Annotated in this window: 13 protein-coding genes and 1 tRNA gene; 7 read left to right on the plus strand and 7 right to left on the minus strand. The window is 39.1% G+C overall.

Annotated elements, in window-relative coordinates; genetic code table 11:
* Complete coding sequence (locus OB69_RS08565) at window positions 1–522, plus strand: DUF6155 family protein (protein ID WP_053223287.1); 522 nt, start codon at window positions 1–3, stop codon at window positions 520–522.
* Here OB69_RS08565 and OB69_RS08570 read toward each other — a convergent pair.
* From OB69_RS08570 to OB69_RS08590, 5 genes are all read right to left on the minus strand, one after another.
* Window positions 519–2,120: an amidohydrolase gene (locus OB69_RS08570; protein WP_053223288.1), complete on the minus strand. Its 1,602-nt coding sequence runs from the start codon at window positions 2,118–2,120 to the stop codon at window positions 519–521. The genes OB69_RS08565 and OB69_RS08570 overlap by 4 nt on opposite strands.
* Before the next feature lie 82 nt (window positions 2,121–2,202).
* Window positions 2,203–4,062: a DUF4139 domain-containing protein gene (locus OB69_RS08575; protein WP_185096886.1), complete on the minus strand. Its 1,860-nt coding sequence runs from the start codon at window positions 4,060–4,062 to the stop codon at window positions 2,203–2,205.
* Window positions 4,063–4,271: 209 nt separating this feature from the next.
* Complete coding sequence (locus OB69_RS08580) at window positions 4,272–5,288, minus strand: hypothetical protein (protein ID WP_053223290.1); 1,017 nt, start codon at window positions 5,286–5,288, stop codon at window positions 4,272–4,274.
* A gap of 72 nt (window positions 5,289–5,360) precedes the next feature.
* Window positions 5,361–5,828 (minus strand): RidA family protein, encoded by a 468-nt coding sequence (locus tag OB69_RS08585; protein WP_071426745.1) that lies wholly within the window; start codon window positions 5,826–5,828, stop codon window positions 5,361–5,363.
* 12 nt (window positions 5,829–5,840) lie between these two features.
* Window positions 5,841–6,659: an alpha/beta fold hydrolase gene (locus OB69_RS08590; RefSeq protein ID WP_053223291.1), complete on the minus strand. Its 819-nt coding sequence runs from the start codon at window positions 6,657–6,659 to the stop codon at window positions 5,841–5,843.
* A gap of 208 nt (window positions 6,660–6,867) precedes the next feature.
* Between OB69_RS08590 and OB69_RS08595 the strand changes: the two genes are divergently transcribed.
* The 5 genes from OB69_RS08595 to OB69_RS08615 all read left to right on the plus strand — a co-directional run bounded on the left by OB69_RS08595 (window position 6,868) and on the right by OB69_RS08615 (window position 14,887).
* Window positions 6,868–7,494: a TetR/AcrR family transcriptional regulator gene (locus OB69_RS08595; protein ID WP_141655477.1), complete on the plus strand. Its 627-nt coding sequence runs from the start codon at window positions 6,868–6,870 to the stop codon at window positions 7,492–7,494.
* The gene (locus OB69_RS08600; RefSeq protein WP_053223293.1) at window positions 7,478–8,833 is read left to right on the plus strand and encodes a TolC family protein; all 1,356 of its coding nucleotides are present in this window, start codon (window positions 7,478–7,480) and stop codon (window positions 8,831–8,833) included. The genes OB69_RS08595 and OB69_RS08600 overlap by 17 nt, the downstream gene beginning before the upstream one ends.
* Before the next feature lie 22 nt (window positions 8,834–8,855).
* A complete protein-coding gene (locus OB69_RS08605; protein ID WP_053223319.1) occupies window positions 8,856–9,998 on the plus strand; it encodes an efflux RND transporter periplasmic adaptor subunit in 1,143 nt (380 codons plus the stop codon).
* A gap of 24 nt (window positions 9,999–10,022) precedes the next feature.
* Complete coding sequence (locus OB69_RS08610; RefSeq protein WP_053223294.1) at window positions 10,023–13,466, plus strand: efflux RND transporter permease subunit; 3,444 nt, start codon at window positions 10,023–10,025, stop codon at window positions 13,464–13,466.
* 173 nt (window positions 13,467–13,639) lie between these two features.
* A complete protein-coding gene (locus tag OB69_RS08615; RefSeq protein WP_053223295.1) occupies window positions 13,640–14,887 on the plus strand; it encodes a metallophosphoesterase in 1,248 nt (415 codons plus the stop codon).
* Window positions 14,888–14,937: 50 nt separating this feature from the next.
* On the opposite strand, the gene OB69_RS08620 is transcribed toward OB69_RS08615, so the two are convergent.
* Both OB69_RS08620 and OB69_RS08625 read right to left on the minus strand, forming a co-directional pair.
* Window positions 14,938–15,483: an inorganic diphosphatase gene (locus OB69_RS08620; protein ID WP_053223296.1), complete on the minus strand. Its 546-nt coding sequence runs from the start codon at window positions 15,481–15,483 to the stop codon at window positions 14,938–14,940.
* Between the two features lie 164 nt (window positions 15,484–15,647).
* A tRNA-Ser gene (locus OB69_RS08625) sits at window positions 15,648–15,734 on the minus strand.
* Window positions 15,735–15,945: 211 nt separating this feature from the next.
* Between OB69_RS08625 and OB69_RS08630 the strand changes: the two genes are divergently transcribed.
* Entirely contained in the window at window positions 15,946–19,227 is a 3,282-nt protein-coding gene (locus tag OB69_RS08630) for a WD40/YVTN/BNR-like repeat-containing protein (RefSeq protein ID WP_053223320.1), read from the plus strand.
* Window positions 19,228–19,461 lie beyond the last annotated feature (234 nt).

Here is a 19,461-nt window from a genome sequence, read left to right on the forward strand (position 1 = left end):
ATGAGTAAGCGTGCACTTGTTAAGTATTTACAGTCATTAAAAAAAGATGAGCTTGAAACACAGGTGCTGGAACTTTATGATAAATTTATGCCTGTTCGTACCTACTATAATTTTGTGTTCAACCCCAAAGAAGACAAACTTATAGATGAAGCAAAGCAGAAGGTGCTCAAAGAGTATTTCCCTCAAACCAAACGAAAGCCTAAAGCCCGTAGGTCGGTAGCGCAAAAAGCGATAAAGAATTTTATAACTTTAGAATTAGACCCTTCACTTTTGGCAGATTTCATGCTCTTTAATATCGAAACCGCCATGCGTTTTAATGCTCGAAAGGAGGTGAAACAAGAAGCTTTTTTTAAGAGTATTTACAACTCATATGAGGAAGCTTCTGAATTCGTTTTAAGGAATGGACTGAAAGGAGTTTATTGGGAGCGGCTGAATATAATATTGGAAGAAGCCGAAGCGCAGAATTGGTTCAACGCTTCGGCTTTTGAAATTAAATTGGGTGAACTGGCTGATTTGCCTTAATTCCCCTTCTTAATTGTTGGATAAGGAACGCCCAATTGCTCTAAATAGCTTCCATATTTTGTCTCGTCATAGTAGAACTTCTCTAGCTGCGGACGGAATTCATCCATGATTTTCTTGTTCAGGTAAATAGGAGGGGCATCGCTAGCCGAAATCATGGGTTTGTACTTCGTTTCTTTGCTTTGCACATTGTTAAAATAATCCCATGCTTGAGTCACCAATTCAGGCTTTAAAAGAAAGTCCATAATGGTCATGGCTTCGGCTTTGGCACCAGCAGTAGCGCCTTTGTGCGCAATAGGAGTGGCCATAGCAATGGCATTGCTCCAGTGGTGACCTTGCAAACCAGGAATGTTTGAAGGAAAACGCAAAGTTACAGTAGGTACTTTCCATGATACATCCCCAATATCGTCCGAACCACCGCTTACTGGGCTTCTTACAGGCATACCTAAGCTAGAAAGGTTTACGCTCAATCCTCTTGGTTCAGAACCCACTTCTGCTTGAGTAGCCTTAGCCAAAGCCTGATCTTCTTCACTCCAGATGGGTAGCCCCACTTGCTTGATGTTCTCATACATGGTTTCGGCTATGGTTTTGTTAAAATGACGTGGCCATGCGGTGCCCAAAATTCTTGAGCTCATTTGCGTGTCTGTCATTAAAGCGGCTCCCTTGGCAATGTTGTTGGCATCGGCATACATCTCCATAATGCCTTCATAGGTTACATCACGGAAATAATACCAAATCGAAGCTTTTGAAGGCACCACATTGGGCTGATCGCCACCATCGGTAATGATAGAGTGAGAGCGTTTTAAAGTAGTGAGGTGTTCGCGTTTGTAATTCCAGCCTACGCTCATTAATTCTACCGCATCCAAAGCACTTCTTCCTCGCCAAGGCGAACCTGCAGAATGAGCAGCTTCACCATCAAAGGTATATTCAACGGAGATAAGTCCTGTACCCGAGGCTTGTCCCCATGACACGGAAAGGTTGCTGCTTACGTGGGTGAAGATTGAAATATCTACATCATCAAAAAGGCCATCGCGGGTGTACCAAGCTTTGGCGGCTACCAATTCTTCAGCAATGCCGGGCCATAAAATGAGTGTACCTTCAATGCCTTCACGCTCCATAATCTGCTTTACAGCAAGAGCGGCCGTGATATTCAATGGAATTCCAGCATTATGGCCTTCGCCATGACCCGGTGCACCTTCGACCATGGGCTTGTGATAAGCAACTCCCGGATATTGTGATGCTTTTGGAATGTTATCTACATCGCTTCCCAAGGCAATTGTAGGGCCATCACCTTGTTTCCATGTGGCAAACCATGCGGTAGGAATTCCAGAAACTCCTTCCTCTACCTCGAAGCCGTTAGCTCTCAAAATTCCAGTAAGATATTTAGAAGATTCATACTCTTGAAAGCCAAGCTCAGCAAAGCTGAAAATCTTATCAATCATTACCTGCGTTTGCTTGTGGTTGTCTTCAACAATTTGGGCAACTTCAGTTTTGAGTTTGGTAATCTGTTTTTCGGAGTATTTCTTTTGTGCAAAGGCGAAACTGCTCGTAAAAAGTAGCGCAATGCACAGGAGTGATATACTGGTAAATGGTCTTTTCATGGTTGATTATTTTGGAGGCTGTTGGTATTCAGTCCTTCCAAAATAATCAATTTCATGAAGAGTTAAAGTCGGTTTTATGTGATTAGTTAATTTCTAAATCCATTTCCTTTGGATATTCAACAGAGTACTTTAAAGTCAATTCTCGCTTTTCTCCTGGTTTTAGTTGTGTTTTCCAGGTCAGTAAACCTGTTTCTTTGTTTATTTCAGCACCTGAAATTTCGATAACATTGACTTTTATATTGTCTTTAGTAGTGACTGGAATCTGATCATAAATCGAAATACTCACTTCGCTTGACTTGGTATTCATTACCGTAATTCGGAAATGTCTTTCTTCTCTTTTCTTATTGCTGAAAAACTTGTTTTCTTCAAAATCTTTAAGTCTTTCTCTGTTGATGACAATGCCTTCATCTTTTCCAAGTGAGACATTCAAAGTATCAGAGCCCACATTAGTATCGATGATTGATTTGCCAACAAAGCGATTTTCAAAATAAAGATTTGATTCCCCATCTAGTAATTTCAAATCTGTCCAGTCCTTGATCATGGCCACCAAATAGGCCGTCTCTTTCACTTTTGGGCTTGTGGAATACATGAATTGAGCTTCTACTTCTTTAGTAAGCATGTCTACCACTTCTGGTTTTCCTGAAGATGGAATATTGTAGGGTATTTCAATATCATATACAAAGTTAGTTTGGTAGTTAATGTAACTAATAGGAATAGACCGTGGTTTTTCTTCCTCTTTAATAGTCCCAACTCCTCTAATGCGAATACCTGCTGCTTGTCCAGAAAGCCGGTCAGAATAAGAATTAACACCTGTTACTACTACTTCACCCATTTCGGTAACATCGGCCTTCATTTGAACATTGATGTTTTCTTGAGTAACTGGTTTTTCTTGAGTAACAAAACCCAGAAACCTAAAGGTTAGTATAGGGGTGTTTCCATTGGGGATTTGAATACTATAGAAACCATTATTATCAGTAGTAACGCCAAGGGTAGTTCCTTTCACAAATATAGAAGCACTTGGTAAAGGTAAGCCTTCTGAATCAAGTACATACCCATGAACTTGCTTGATTCCCTTACTTCCATTGAAGTAGGTGTTTGTACCACCTAAATGATATGGTGTTAGTTCTGGTGCTGTTCCGCTGGATTCCAAATCTCCAGATGCAATTCTTAATTTTACATCCTTCCAGTCTATTCCAGTGTTCTGATAAACACGTGCTTTATAGGTGATAGACAGCGGCTGAGAGCTGTCTTTGGCTCTAACATCATAAGCAGGAAACCACCCTGCTTCGCTTACTGCATAGCTAATTTCAATGGGTATCGTTTGGTTTTTATCGGAGCTGATGGTAAGGAAAACATTGGAGGAGGGCTTTTTTTGTTGAGCAGAATACGAATCAAGTTGTAAGCCTATCTGCATTAGCTTCTCGTTAAGCTTTCCTTTTTTTAGGTTAAGGTTGAATTCTTCTTTTGAAAGGGTTTTGAATCTTTCTGTAAAATAGGTTACAGCATTTTTAAAATCCTGATTTTGAATACCCTGATCGCCAATGATCTTTTGGTTCTGGTTTAACAAGGTCATTTCTTTTTGTAGAATGCTGATTTCAAGCTCAATGTATTTTATGGAATCTGAAACAGCGTCAGATTGATTTAGCAATTGATTTACCAAGTCTGGTTTATTCTCTTGTACTAAATAATCAAGTTCATGTCGAACGGATAGGATGGTAAAGCCTTCACCAGAGATTTGAATTGTTTTGGGGTCTAAGTTGAATGAAAGGTTAGAAATCTTGAATTCATTCTTACCGTTTTTAAGTGACAGTTTTGCGGCTCTTCTCACCTCTGCTCCCTTGGTGTAAACTTCTACAGACTTGATTTTTGATTCGATGGTGGATTGTCCATGACTGAATTGAACAGCCATGAACATTACTAAAAGTAATGCCGAGAGTTTCATAATATTAGCGTTTAGTTTAAGGTATTTGAACTTCATTGACTCAATGATGCTCAGCTTTGAGGGATTCCATAAAGGGATACTCAAAAAAATAATGTGGACGGCCGTCCGTATCTCTTTAACAATATAGCTAGAGACAAACCCTTATGTGTGCAATGTGCCAACTCAAAAAAAAGAGCAACTATTGAGATAGAGACATATTAATTTAAAAGCTATTTCACCCTCAACGCCAACTCCAAAGCCTTTAAATTGGGCTTTTCTAATTCGGCTTTAAGCATTTCGACTTCTTCCGTAAAAAGTCCAATACCATTTCCATTAATAAAATAATAACCATCTTCTATATAGGCACGGCTCCCCGTATTTTGTTCTGTGATAGTCGCGATTTCATCCAAACGCTCACCGAATTCGCGGAGCAAATCAGCGAAACGATCATCAATGGAAGTAAAAGCTTTTCTAAATTCGTAATTGGAAATTATGCCATCATAAACTTCTTTTTCGTTCGATTTGGCATATTCTAAGTATTTAAGAATAAAGTACTTGAATTCATAATAGGCATAATAGGTGCCAGCAATATTGCTCACGTATTCCAGATAGACTTCGTAGTTTTGATCGGATTTTGATTTATAATAATCAAAGAGGTTGAAGGCGGTTTTTGTACCGAAATAATAGGCATTCCACTCATCTGTTAGTCCGTAAATTCCATGGGCCTGACTACCTAATATTTTATTCCTTGGGGCGATATACGGTCTGAATCTAAAGGTCCTTAAGGCTTTGGGAATTTCATTGCTGATTTCATTACTGCTAAAAACGGGGCTGTGTTTTACCAGAAAGGAAGAGTCTTTGTTAACATAAAAAGCGGAGTAATCATCTTTAAAATTATAATAAACATCGCCTTGTTCTTGTAGCAAAGTGTATGGTAATCTTGAAGTTAATCCGTGCATAGACTCATGCACCACCGTATTGAGTCTTTTCAGAATACCTTTTTCAGAATGATCAGAAACCCAAGAGGAGGGAGATTGTTCTTTTGTGAGGTTCATCGTTACCCCATTCAGTTCGTACTTAGAGGGTAGGCTATACAGTAGCCGAAGCATTTCTGAGCTTTCTGGAGAATACTGGTCGAGGTATTCATAAATTTTTCGGTCAGTCGCTTCTTTTTTTTGGCTAAAGCAATGAAAATGACTGAAAACAAAAAGAGTGATGGTGAGTATTGAGCGGGTGGAAAAATTCATGTACTGAAAAATTATGAAAAACTAACGAAGCGGTTTTGGATAAGTTATCGAGCGCAACTGATTAATAGTGGATTATTTTCTTTTGAGCGCAATACACTCAATTTCAAGTCGCGCGCCCAATGCTAAACCACTGGTGCCGAAAGCGCTTCTGGCTGGTTTTTTTCCCGCAGTAAAATACTTGATATATTCTTGATTGAATGCTCCCCATTCGTCAATGTCGGCCATCATCACGGTTACCTTGATTACATCATCAAGTGAAGAACCATTGGCTTCTAAAATGGCCTTCATGTTTTCTATGGCTTGTTTTGCCTCTGCTTGTAAACCTCCCGGAGCTAAATCTAAAGTACCTGGAAGGTTGCCAATTTGCCCTGATAAATAAATGATATCGTCTACAATTACTGCGTCAGAAAAAGGTAGGCCTAAGGTTTTCATCGCTTCAGACTGATAATGCTCAAGACTTTTTGCTGCCGTGGTGGTTTCTGAAGGAGTACTGCAACTGGCTAAAAATAGGCTTAGAAGTAGGAAGGTGTAGTTTTTCATAGGGGTTGATTGTTAAAGCTGATTTTTCGTTTCAAGGTATTTAGCCACTGAATTCAATAAATTACTATGTCCACTCTCTAGCATTACCAATTCACTATCGGGCAAAAGCTTATGTAATGGTTCAATGGTTTTCGAATCAATCACCTTGTCGTGCTTGCCAATGTAGAAAGTAGTAGGAGTTCGATGTGCGTTAATTTGCGTTGCCAATAATTTCAAGTTAGGTAAAAAGTGCCTTAGATTAACCCAAGAGTAATATACCTGAGATCGTTTAAACTCGGTATCCATTTGGCTTTCCGCAAACCTCAAGCTGTAATTGTTTCTGATTCTTAAGGTGCGTAACGTTTTCACTAAAGCTTTGAAGAACCATGGGTTTTTAATTTGAGTTTTAAACAGTTTTCTGAAAAGGAAGGGGTAAGTAGAAAAACGATAAGAGAAATGAGTGGTGATGCCATCGGGAGCAATTAAGTGGAGGTGTTTGATTTTGTCTGGATAAAGCTCAGCCGTAATCATAGCATATTTTCCACCCATAGAATAGCCTATTGCTTCAAACCTGTCTATTTTCTCAATCGTTAAAAACTTTTCCATAAACTCCAACCAGTCTTTCGGTAGAAGTGTCTGTTCATTCTTAGAAAATTGACTTGTACCATGATAAGGTAAATCGAAACTATAAATGGTGTGTGTCTCTTTTAGATTTTCCCAAACGATCTTATACGAAGAATGATCTAAACCGAATCCATGGAAGCAGAGCTTTACATTTTTACCACCGCTCCAAATGGTATAATTTAAAGAGTGATGATTAATTGTAATATTTCTATGTGTTTCAGGTAACATCAATTAGAGCTAGGTGTCTTTTGTAAAATGGTAGAATCATAATTGTAACACAAGAACTTCGGTAGAATAATCTTTGGTTTGGGTTTTCGTAAGTACTTGCATTTTTTGCGGAATTTTAAAAAATGATAAACAAAACCTTAAAAATAAACGTCTGAATGCCGAAGGAAACTTTGGAAAACCCTTAAGTTTCCATAGTTTTGCAATCGAAATGGATGTTAGAGAGAATATTTTAGAGAAGGCAACAGAGCTGTATACCCAGTTTGGTATCAGGGCTGTGACAATGGACGACATCGCCAAGGAGTTGGGTATTTCTAAGAAAACGATTTACCAATACTACAAGGATAAAAGTGACTTAGTGAATACTATCACCAAATATCACCTTGAAACAGAGACACAGCGGTTCTGTGGTTTAACCGAAGAAGGGAAGAATGGAGTACACGAGCTCGTGTTGCTTTCTGCTTGCCTTCGCGATTCTATTAGAGATACAAAAATGAATCTCCTTTATGAACTCCAGAAATTCTATCCTAAGGCCTGGAAGATGTATGAAGAGTTCAAGGGCAATGTGATGAAGGAGTCTATTATGAGTGTTATTGAACGAGGGAAAAAGGAAGGTCTTTTTAGACCAAATATAGATGCTGAGCTTATAGCCATTATGCGTATGGAACAGGTTCAGACATTCCTTCTCGGAAACCTTGTTCCTCGGGATAAATACACTTTAGAAGAAATACAAATGCAATTATTCGATCATTTTATGCATGGTCTTTTTACTATAGAAGGTCACCAACTTTTTAATCAATACACAACAAACTCAAAAAACAATGAAGAGCAGAATTAATAAATACATGCTTATGCTCGCGCTTTTACTGCCTGCTATTGCAGTAAAAGCTCAAACTGAATTTTCTCTGAACAAGGCATTGGAGTATGCTTTGATCAACAATGAGAATGTGAAGAATGCGCAACTTTCTACACTTGATGCAGAAGCTCAGGTGTTTGAAACACGTGCCGATGGGTTACCTCAGGTTAACGCTGGTTTCAACTACACCAACAACCTGTTTATCGCCAAAAGCCCAATCCCAACATCGTTTATTTCTGGCAATCCAAATGATGAAGGTGTAACCTTAGTAGGTTTTGGTGCTCAACATATTGGTAACCTGAATGTTGGTTTAGAGCAAATGATCTGGGACGGATCCTTCTTTATTGGATTACAAGCTGCGAAAGTGCTTAGAGAAAAAGTGATAATAGATAAAGCCAAGGCCGAAGTAGATGTTATCGAACAGGTGACTAAAGCATACTATTTGGTTTTAGTAAACCAAACCCGTGTTGATTTAATCAATGCTAATTTGGAGACCTTAAACACTACTTTAGATGAAACCAGAACCTTATATGAAAATGGTTTTGCCGAAAGAATCGATGTAAGCAGGCTTCAGGTACAAACCAATAATCTTTTAGCCGAAAGAAGTGGCGTGGAGCAAGCTGTTAAAACCAGTAAAGATTTACTCAAGCTAAGTATGGGGATGCCAGTAGAGGAGGAGATTACGCTTTCCGATCAGTTAGAAACGCTAGACTTCAAATACAATCAATCTGAATTAGAAGGTTTTAGTATTGGTAACAGGTTAGAAGTGCAACAACTCAATTACCTAAAAGAGTTGGCTGGTTTGCAAATCAAGAATACTACTTCTCAGTATATACCTAAAGTTACCTTCAATGCAGGTTGGGGTAGAAATACGGGTTCGAACGATTTTAGCGATTTAACCGATGGTAAAAAGTGGTTCTCAAACTCTCAAATTGGTCTGAATGTTAGTATTCCAATCTTTGATGGTTTAAGAAAAAAATACACCATTCAGCGTAATAAAATCGAGCTAGAGACACTGAACAATCAATACGGTTTATTGACCAATAGCTTGACTCAAGAGTTTGAAAATGCCAAAAGAAATCTAGAGGTAAGCCTTGAGCAATTAGAGGTTCAAGAATCCAATATGGAATTGGCGCAAGAAGTAAGCAGTATTACAAAAGAGAAGTACAAAGAAGGAGTTGGGTCTAATTTAGAAGTTACCAATGCCGAAAAGGACTATAAAGAAGCAGAAACCAACTATTTGAATGCCTTATACAATGCCATTATTGCAAAAGTGGACTTGGATAAAGCACTCGGTAAACTAAGAAACAATGACAACTAATAACTCAAAATATATCAATCACATGAAAGCTAAATCAATCGCCACAATTTTTCTTGCTGTGCTCACGGTAGCAGCATGTGGGCCTAAATCTGAGAATGAAGGTCTTGACGCCAAGAAGAAAGAACTTACTGAAGCCCGGGTTCAACTTCAGGAAATCAGAAATAAAATTGAAACCATAGAGGCTGAAATTGCTGAAGCTGACCCTGATTTTTTCAACGGCTCAGGAGCAGCTACTTTGGTAACTACTATTAAAACTGAAAAGAAAAATTTCGATCATAAAATCGAGGTAAGAGGAACGGTAATGTCTCGTACAAACGTGTATGTAAGCGCAGAAAGCATGGGGCTTCTAACTTCAGTAAAAGTAGTTGAAGGTCAGTCGGTAAAGAAAGGTCAGTTGTTGGCTACAATCGACTCTGAACAACTTGAGAAGTCGATTGACGAAGTGAAAAATCAATTGCAGTATGCTACTACCATTTTCGAAAAAAGAGAAAGACTTTGGAAGAAAAATATTGGTACAGAAGTAGATTTCTTGACTGCTAAAAACAACAAAGAATCGCTTGAAAAACAACTTTCAACCTTAAATACACAATTGAGCAAAACCAATATTGTAGCTCCTTTTGCCGGAAGTATTGAAGAGGTGCCAGTAAAAGCAGGAGAAGTAGTTCAACCAGGGTCTCCAATTGTATTCTTGGTAAGTAACAGTGATATGTACATTTCAGCCGAAGTTTCTGAAGCCTATTTAGGTAAAGTGAAAGTAGGTGATGAGGTAGATGTTGAAATACCATCTATGAACGAGAGCTACGTTTCTAAAATCGTAAGCATTGGTAATGTAATCAACCCAGCCAGTAGAACTTTCACTATTGAAGTGAAATTACCAAACGAAGCTTCTAATGCAAAGGTGAACATTGTGAGCATTTTAGGTTTGACTGACTATACAAACGAAGAAGCCATTACAATTCCTTCAAGAATTATTCAAGAAGACCTAGAGGGTAACTTTGTGTATGTGTTAGATGCCGCCAATAAAGCATCTAAAGTTCATGTGAAACTAGGTCTTTCTCACGATCACGAAACAGAAGTGCTTTCTGGTTTGACGGGCGGTGAAGTAATTGTTGATAAAGGAAATCGTTCAATCGCAGATGGCACAACTGTAAAAGTGCAGAATTAATCTTAACCTCTGAATTAGAGCATTATGGCTGAAAATAATCAACAAAATGTGATTGATAAGGAGTTTGGATTAACCTCCCTGTCGATTCGAAATAAAATTACGGTATACGTACTTACGCTTATCATTATAGCGGCAGGCGTATACTCTTATATTACCTTACCTAAGGAGAGTTTCCCCGAAGTGGAACAACCAACGGTATATGTAAGTACAGCGCACCCAGGTAACTCACCTGAGGATATCGAAAGCTTGATTACACGTGAATTGGAGAAGGAAATCAATACCATTGAAGGTGTAGATAATATTCAATCTACTTCGGTACAAGATTTCTCTGCCATTGTGGTGGAATTTCAAGTAGGTGTAGATGTTGACGATGCGGTGATCGATGTAAAAGATGCTGTGGATAGAGCTAAGTCTGAGTTACCCACTGATTTGAAATCTGACCCGAGTGTAATTAAGTTTAGTTTTTCGGAAAACTTTCCAATTCTTAACCTTAACCTTACTGATCCTTCAAAAACACTCGATGAACTCAATGATATTGCAGAATATCTGGAAGATGAGATTGAGAAATTCAAGGAGATTTCTAAGGTGAATATTGTTGGGGTTGATGAAAAGGAAGTAGAGGTAATGGTTGATCCTTTTAAGCTGGAGGCTAGAAAAGTAACCTTTACTGATATTGAAAATGCAATTTCGGCAGAAAACCTTACGCTTTCTGGCGGTAACGTAGTAGCTGATGGTTTAAGAAGAAACGTAAGGGTAATTGGTGAATTTGATGACCCTGCTCAAATCGAAGAAATCATTATTAGCAACGAAGATGGACACATTGTTTATTTAAAAGATGTGGCCACAGTTACATTCGGTTATAAGGACAAGATGAACTACGCGCGATTGGATTTAAATCCTGTTGTGAAGTTGGATGTGATGAAACGAAGTGGTGAAAACCTTTTGATTGCTACCGATAAAATCACCAAACTAATTGATGAAAGCTATGCAAGTGGTCAAATTCCCTCTTCAACCAAAGTAACTGTAACTAACGATCAGTCGAAAGATACAAGAGAGCAAGTAAGCAGTTTGGGTAACAATATCATTTTTGGGGTAATCCTAGTTGTTACCGTTTTGATGTTCTTTTTAGGAACCCGCAACTCACTTTTCGTGGGTATGGCCATTCCGTTGTCAATGTTCATGGCCTTAATGATTCTGGGTTTACTGGGTATTTCTATTAACACCATGACACTTTTTGGTCTTATCATGGCCTTGGGTATGTTGGTAGATAACGGTATTGTGGTAGTTGAAAACGTGTATCGTTTAATGGAAGAAGGATTAAGTCCAATGGCGGCTACCCGTAAAGGGGTAGGCGAAGTGGCTTTGCCTATTATATCTTCTACTGCTACTACTTTGGCGGCTTTTATGCCATTGGCTTTTTGGCCAGGTATTATAGGTGAGTTTATGCTCTATTTGCCAGTAACGCTAATTATTACGCTGGGTTCATCTCTATTTGTAGCCTTGGTAATTAACCCCGTATTCATCTCTTCTTTCATGAGTTTAGATGGGAAGAAAGTGTATAACCACAAGAGAATAATCATTAGGTCTTCTATTTCTATTGTAGTAGGGCTTGTTATTGCTCTTGGAGCTGGAATTCCAGCATTGGGCAACCTCTTAATTCTTATTGGCGCACTTACATTAATGAACATTTATGTATTAGGACCTTTGTCTAAAATGTTTCAATCAGGCTTTTTGCCAGCCTTAGAGGGACGATATGAAAAAGTGTTGAAGAGTGCTGTAAAACACCCAGGTCTTTATTTGGGAGGTGCATTTTTGGCGTTGTTCATTTCATTGGGTGTTTTTGCCGCCTTCCAGCCTAAGGTGTTATTCTTTCCTGAAAACGAACCTAAATATGTAAACGTATTTGTTGAATTTCCTGTGGGAACAGACATTGAAGTAACCAATGACTTTGCAAAGAAGATTGAGGGGCAAGTGCTTGAAATCATTAAGCCTTATGAAACTATTGTAGAGTCGGTTTCAACCAACGTAAGTCAAGGTGCAGCCGATCCTAACGATCCAACAGCAGTTGGTCAATCGGAAGAGCCGCATAAGGCACGTATCACCGTTAACTTTATTGAAAGTAAACTACGTGGAGATATCAATACCATTGATGTGATGAACGATTTGCGTGCGCAAATCAAGCCAGAGCCGGGTGTTACTTTAACCATTGATAAAGATGCTGCTGGTCCGCCAACAGGAAAGCCAATTAACTTAGAAATTGTTGGTGAAGATCTTGAGAGGTTAATTCATGTGAGTGAAGACATTCAACAAAAAATTGATGAGTCTGGAATTCGTGGAATTGAAGAATTAAAGAGCTCTTTAGAATTGGGTAAACCTGAGTTGATCGTTGATATTGATCGTGATAACGCCAGACGTTTTGGTTTGTCTACATACGCCATTGCCAATGAAATTAGAACAGCTCTTTTTGGTAAGGAAGTATCTAAATACAAAGAAGGGGAGGATGATTATGAAATCAATGTTCGCTTGAATCAAGACTATCGTTACGATATCGATGCTTTGTTGAATAAGAATATCACTTTCAGAAATCAGAACTCAGGTAAATTGGTGCAAGTACCTATTTCGTCTGTTGCTCATGTGCGTTATGGCTCTACATATGGTTCTATCAAAAGAAAGGATTTAGACAGGGTTGTAACCTTAAGTTCCAATGTGTTGGCTGGAGCAAATGCTACAGAAATTACTGAGCAACTCAAAGTGTTAATGGCCGATTACGATATGCCAGCTGGATATAGCTATGCCTTTACAGGAGAGCAAGAAGAGCAAGCTGAAAATATGGCTTTCTTAGCCAAAGCATTATTGATTGCCGTGTTTACCATTTTCTTGATCATTGTGTCTCAGTTCAATAAAATTACTGCTCCATTTATTATTATGGTATCGGTGTTCTTGAGTACCATTGGTGTGTTCTTGGGCTTGGTAATTTTCAATATGGAATTCGTGGTAATTATGACCATGGTGGGAATTATTGCCTTGGCCGGTATTGTGGTAAATAATGCCATTGTACTGATTGACTACATTGAGCTTACAAGAAAGAGAAGGAGAAGAGAATTGGGCTTAGATGACGATGATCGTTTGCCAATGGAAGAAGTTTTGAACTCTATTATTCTTGCTGGTAAAACTAGGCTTCGTCCTGTAATCTTAACGGCTATTACTACCATTCTTGGTTTGGTGCCGCTAGCAGTAGGTTTAAACATTGACTTTATCGGTTGGTTTACTAGCTATAATGCAGACTTCTATGTTGGTGGTGATAACGTTGTATTCTGGGGGCCGATGTCATGGACGATTATTTTCGGGCTTACTTTTGCAACTTTCTTAACTCTTATTATTGTTCCTACAATGTATTTATTAGCCGATAAATTCATGTACCGAATAGCAGGGAAGAAGGAAGCAAGAAAAGCAAACGCTCTAAGCTAAAGAAATAACACAAACAGAGCTTTGGCTTGATGTTTGTTTAAAATACTATGTGGTGATTTAGGTGTCTGTTTCTCAGGCACCATCATAGTTAAGGTTGATTTGGTGGCTCTCGGGGTGGTTCCCGAGAGCTCTTTTTTTGAACTCAAATTGATTTCAAACAGTTAGCAAAATGTATGAAGTTTAGTGTCTTTTCTTTTATTCTAATAATTCTGTTTTTAGCCTGGATAGAGATATATGCTTATCAGGCAACAAAGACCCTTCTCAAGAATGTAAAGGCCAATCGCGCTAAATGGCTCAAGAGAATTTACCTCTTACAAGCCGTAGCAATGATGGCCTTGGTGTTTTATCTTTTTCTTTCGCAGGCTGGAACGGTACCTTTTAGCTTCATTATCTCCATAATTTTTATGTCTTATGCTGCCAAGCTCATTGGGCTTGTCTTCGTTTTTATAGATGATATTAGGAGAGCAATTGCGCTTTTCTTTGCAGGCAAGAAGCGCAGAAAGGAAAAGAAGATAGCAGCAGGTAAAAAAATATCTAGGTCTGAGTTTCTTGCTAAAACTGCCGTTGCGGCAGCTACTTTGCCAATAGTGACCATGAGTTTTGGCATTGTGTCAGGTGCCTATGATTATAGAATAAGAAGAAGAAAATTATACCTTCCAAACCTTCCGAGCGGTTTCAATGGTATTAAAATGGCGCAACTTTCTGATATCCATAGCGGAAGTTTCTTCGATAAAAAAGCAGTTGAAGGAGGAGTTAATTTACTAATGGCCGAAAAGCCCGATGTAGTGTTTTTTACGGGCGACTTGGTGAACAACCAAACCAAAGAACTGAATGAATACTTCGATATTTTCTCTAAAGTAAAAGCCGATTTAGGAGTGTACTCTACTTTAGGAAATCATGATTACGGAGATTATATGCAATGGACTTCAGCTCAGGCCAAGCAAAAAAACCTGCAAGACATGATTTTGGCGCATGAAAAAATGGGCTGGAATCTCATGATGAATGAAAATAAATCGCTGAAAGTAGGAGGGGATCAAATCTCCTTAATAGGCGTAGAGAACTGGGGTGCTGGTCGTTTTGCCAAATATGGCGACTTAGACCTGGCGCATAAAAATTCAGAAGGTGATGTAAAAATATTGCTTTCACACGATCCAAGTCATTGGGATGCACAAGTAAGGCCAAAGTATAACGACATTGATTTGATGTTTGCAGGGCACACCCACGGTATGCAGCTTGGTGTTGAGGTTGGTAATTTTAGATGGAGCCCTTCGCAATGGATGTACCCACAATGGGCTGATTTATATACCGAAGGAAATCATCACCTCTATGTAAACCGAGGCTTTGGTTTCTTAGGCTTCCCTGGCCGAATCGGAATTCTTCCTGAAATCACCATTTTTGAATTGACGAATAGGCCGGTTTAAGAGTAGGGCTTTTGAAGCCCCACTCTATATTAATTTTCTCAGGGGAGAATTTAGGCTTTATTGAACTTCTCGTTATACATTTCAAAACTCTCTTTAAGAATTTCAATGGCAGTTTCTTTGTTCAGAAATTCTTCTACCACCACAGTTTTATTCTCTAGCTTTTTATAGTCTTCAAAGAAATTCCTCATTTCTGAAATGAAATGCGAAGGAAGTTCAGAGATATCGTTGATATGGCTAATACTCGGGTCGCCTGCAGCTACTGCAATGATTTTATCATCTGCTTCACCGTTGTCGAGCATACGCATTACGCCAATAACTTTGGCCGGAACAATACACATGGGTACAATGTCGATTTGTGACAGAATCAGAATATCTAATGGGTCTCTATCTTCACAATAACTCTGAGGAATAAAGCCGTAATTCGCTGGATAATAAACCGAAGAGTACAATACTCTATCGAGGATTAAAAGCCCACTGTCTTTGTCTAGCTCGTATTTGGCCCTTGTGCCTTTCGGAATTTCAATAATGCCGTTTACAATATCTGGTAGGTTATCACCAGGTGAAACATCATGCCAAGGGTTAAATTTATTTTTCATAAAGTAGGTTTTTCAAGTATATAAGATCGCTTATTGTTTTAAGCTAAGAATAGTAAAGATAGTTAATGCTACTAGCAAATGAGGATGTCTGATTTTGGTTACATGTGACAAGTGCTGTGACAAAAGCATAAAAAAGGCCTTAGAATTGTTTCTAAGGCCTTTTGCGGAGAGAGGGGGATTCGAACCCCCGGTACGGTTTCCCGCACGCATGTTTAGCAAACATGTGGTTTCAGCCACTCACCCATCTCTCCGTGTATTTAGCTGATATATTGCCCTCGTTTAAGAGGAGTGCAAATATAGGTGATTAGATCAGACTTCACCAAGCGTATTTTAGAAAAAATACCATCAATGTAAATCCATTTTTATAACTCATTAAAATTGAGTCAATTCATTAAACGATAGCCACTACTTGCTATCTAAATCGAAAATCAACACAACTAAACTATGTATCAACCAAAATGTATGAATGCCACGAGTTTCCGAACTGGAATGCTCGTGATTTGCGCTTTACTGATCAGTACACTGTCTTTTGGGCAGAAAATTGACTTCAGTAAGCTAGAAGCAATGAAACCAAGAAGTATTGGTCCGGCCAACATGAGTGGCAGGGTTACCTCCATTGATGTAGTAAATAGCAGTCCAGAAATTATTTATGCAGGCTCTGCCTCTGGTGGTCTCTGGAAATCTGAAAGTGGAGGTATTGCTTGGGAGCCTATTTTTGATAATGAATTAGCGCTCTCTATAGGAGCCGTTGCCGTTTCTCAAAAAAACCCAAATATTGTTTGGGTAGGAACAGGAGAGGGGAATCCTAGAAACAGTTTAACAGGTGGTTATGGAGTTTACCGCAGTTTAGATGCTGGTAAAACTTGGAAGTTAATGGGACTTGAAAAAACCAGAAACGTTCACCGTATTATCATCGATCCGAATGATCCGAACACTGTATATATAGGTGCCATTGGTTCTCCGTGGGGCGACCATAAAGAAAGAGGTGTCTATAAAACTACTGATGGAGGAGAGACTTGGAACCACATTCTCTATGTAGATGAAAAAACAGGAGTTGGTGATATGGTGATGGATCCATCCAACCCAAATAAGATTCTGGTAAACATGTGGCAACACAGAAGAGAACCTTGGTTCTTTACTTCTGGCGGGCCAAGCTCAGGCTTATATATGACCATAGATGGCGGTAAGAACTGGACAAAACAGTCGGCCAAAGACAACGGTATTCCTGAAGGAGATTTGGGGCGTATGGGCTTAGCGTTTGCTACAAACAATCCGAACAGAGTTTATGCACTTATCGAAGCCAAAGAAAACGCGCTTTATCGTTCAGATGATGGTGGTTTTAAATGGGAGATGATCAACAATGGTAACGACATCGGAAACCGACCTTTCTACTATTTTGATATCTATGTAGACCCTAAAAATGAAAACAGAGTATATAGTATTTTTACTAATGTCCACAGAAGTGAAGATGGCGGTAAGTCATTCCAGAATATTATTCCTAGAAACCTTATTCACGTAGATAATCATGCTTTATACATTCATCCAGACGATCCTAAATATATGATTTTAGGTAATGATGGTGGCATGGCCATTACGCGCGATATGGGTAAGAAATGGCAGTTTGTAGAGAATTTACCATTAGGTCAGTTCTATCATATTAATGTAGATAACGAAATGCCTTACAATGTATATGGAGGTTTACAAGATAACGGAACATATACAGGTCCTGCTTATACCTGGAAAAGCGATGGAATTAGAAACGATTACTTCTTCACCATTGGTGGTGGCGATGGTTTTGATGTAATGGCCGATCCTGACGATTCACGTTATGGTTATTCTCAGTCGCAACAAGGTAATGTTAGTAGATACGATAAACTCACTGGAAGCAGCAAAAGAATTAAGCCTACAAGCGATGACCCTAAAGTAAAGTTACGTTTCAACTGGAACTCAGCCATGGCGCAAGATCCATTTGATAATAGCACTATTTATTTTGGAAGTCAGTTTGTACATAAGAGTACAAATAAAGGTGATAGCTGGACAATTATTTCTCCAGACTTAACAACCAACGATACCACTAAACAAAATCAAGATAAGAGTGGTGGGTTAACCATTGATGCAACGGGAGCGGAAAACCATACTACGCTTTTAGTAATTGAACCAAGTGCTTTGGAAAAAGGAGTGCTTTGGGCTGGATCAGATGATGGTTACATTCATGTTACAAAAGATGGAGGCGCCACTTGGACAAACGTATCCAAAAACCTTAAAGGTGTTCCTGAAGGATCATGGGTGAACCAAATCAAAGCTTCTCGATATAACAAAGGAGAGGCCGTTGCTGTAATTAATAATTACAGAAGGTTCGATTTCAAACCATATTTGATGAGAACTAAAGATTATGGAAAAACATGGACATCAATTGTAAACGAAAATGATGTTTTCGGATATGCACTTTCGTTCATCCAAGATCCGGTGGAGCCGAAATTGATGTTTTTAGGTACTGAGCATGGACTATACATCAGTATCGATGAAGCAAAAACTTGGACTAAGTTTGAAAACGGCTATCCAAGTGTTTCAACAATGGATTTGGTGATTCAAGAGCGTGAGAGTGATTTAGTGATTGGTACTTTCGGTAGAGCTATTTATGTGCTTGACGATATTAATCCACTGCGTGTTTTGGCAGCAAAAGGCCAAAAAGCCATAACAGAGTCTGATGTAACAGCGATTGATGCCGTTACATCCTATATGGTGAGCACAAGAGCAGCGAGTGGCCCGGCTAACCCTGGTAATGCAACTTTCGAAGGAGAAAACAGACAGTCTGGTTCTGCAATAATCAAATTTTTTGCTAAAAAACCTGAAATGCCAGCTGGCGGAGGAAGAGGCGCTGGTGCGTCTGCATCTCAAGCACAAGGAAGACCTGCTGGTGGTCAAGGTGGTGGCGGAGGCCGTGGAGGCCGAGCTGGAGCTGGAGGGGGAAGTTCCCAAAGAGGTCCTCAAGCCAAGATTGAAATCTTTGATTTGAGTGGAAACTTGGTGAGAACATTGAGTTCTCCAATTAGTGAAGGTTTAAATAGTGTTTCTTGGAGGTATGATGAAGATCCTCCTGAGAATACTGTACAGCCAGAATTGCCTGCGGGTGTTCCAGCTCAATTTGCCTCTTTCTTTAGAAGGGGTGGGGCTCCTGCTTTGCCAGGTAAATATTCCTTCAAAGTAACCATTGGTAATCAATCAGACGAAGGTAAAATTGAATTCCAAATGGATCCTCGCGATACTTATGATATCAATAACTTAATTGCTAGAAGAGACTTGCTCAGAGAAGTAAATGTGCTTTCAGCAGATGTTTCGGCTTTAGCTTCTAAAATTAGTACCGATGTGGCTTCTGTAGATAAAGTGATAGAAGCTTTGAAAGGTAAGCGTGGCCCAGAAGTAAATGCTTTGAGAACCAAAAGTGAAGAAGTGAAGAAGGAAATGAAAGAACTTTCTGATGCTGTTGGTAGTGGAGGTGGTTTCCGTTTTGGAGGAGGAAGTGACTCTGATATTGTTCCTTTAAGCTCAAAAGTAAGTGGTTTGTCTCGTACAATTTCTGGTTCGTTTGATGCTCCTGGCGCTGCAGATCGTAAAGATTTGGCTGATTTCAAGAATGAATATAATGTATTGAAATCTAAAGTAGATGCTTGGTATGCTGCAAACTGGAATGCATATTTGGCAACTGTTAAAACAGTAGATTTCTCTCCAATTGGTGGAGAATAAGAATCGTTTATAAATCTGTATCTTATTTAGGGTGAAAGATTTTATATAGTCAAAAGGCCTGTGGAACATTCTTCACAGGCCTTTCTTGTTTTAATAGGATGACAAGGGATTTAAGAAATGCTATATAAAATGAGACGGTAAAGACTGTCTCGTCCTGATTTTAGTCGACAGTTATCAATTGATTGTGTCAACCTATTTCAGGACGTGACCGTGGTTTTAGTCGGGGTGTCAGTT

The sequence above is a fragment of the Roseivirga seohaensis subsp. aquiponti genome (assembly GCF_001267955.1).
In the GTDB taxonomy this organism is placed as follows: Bacteria; Bacteroidota; Bacteroidia; order Cytophagales; family Cyclobacteriaceae; genus Roseivirga; species Roseivirga seohaensis.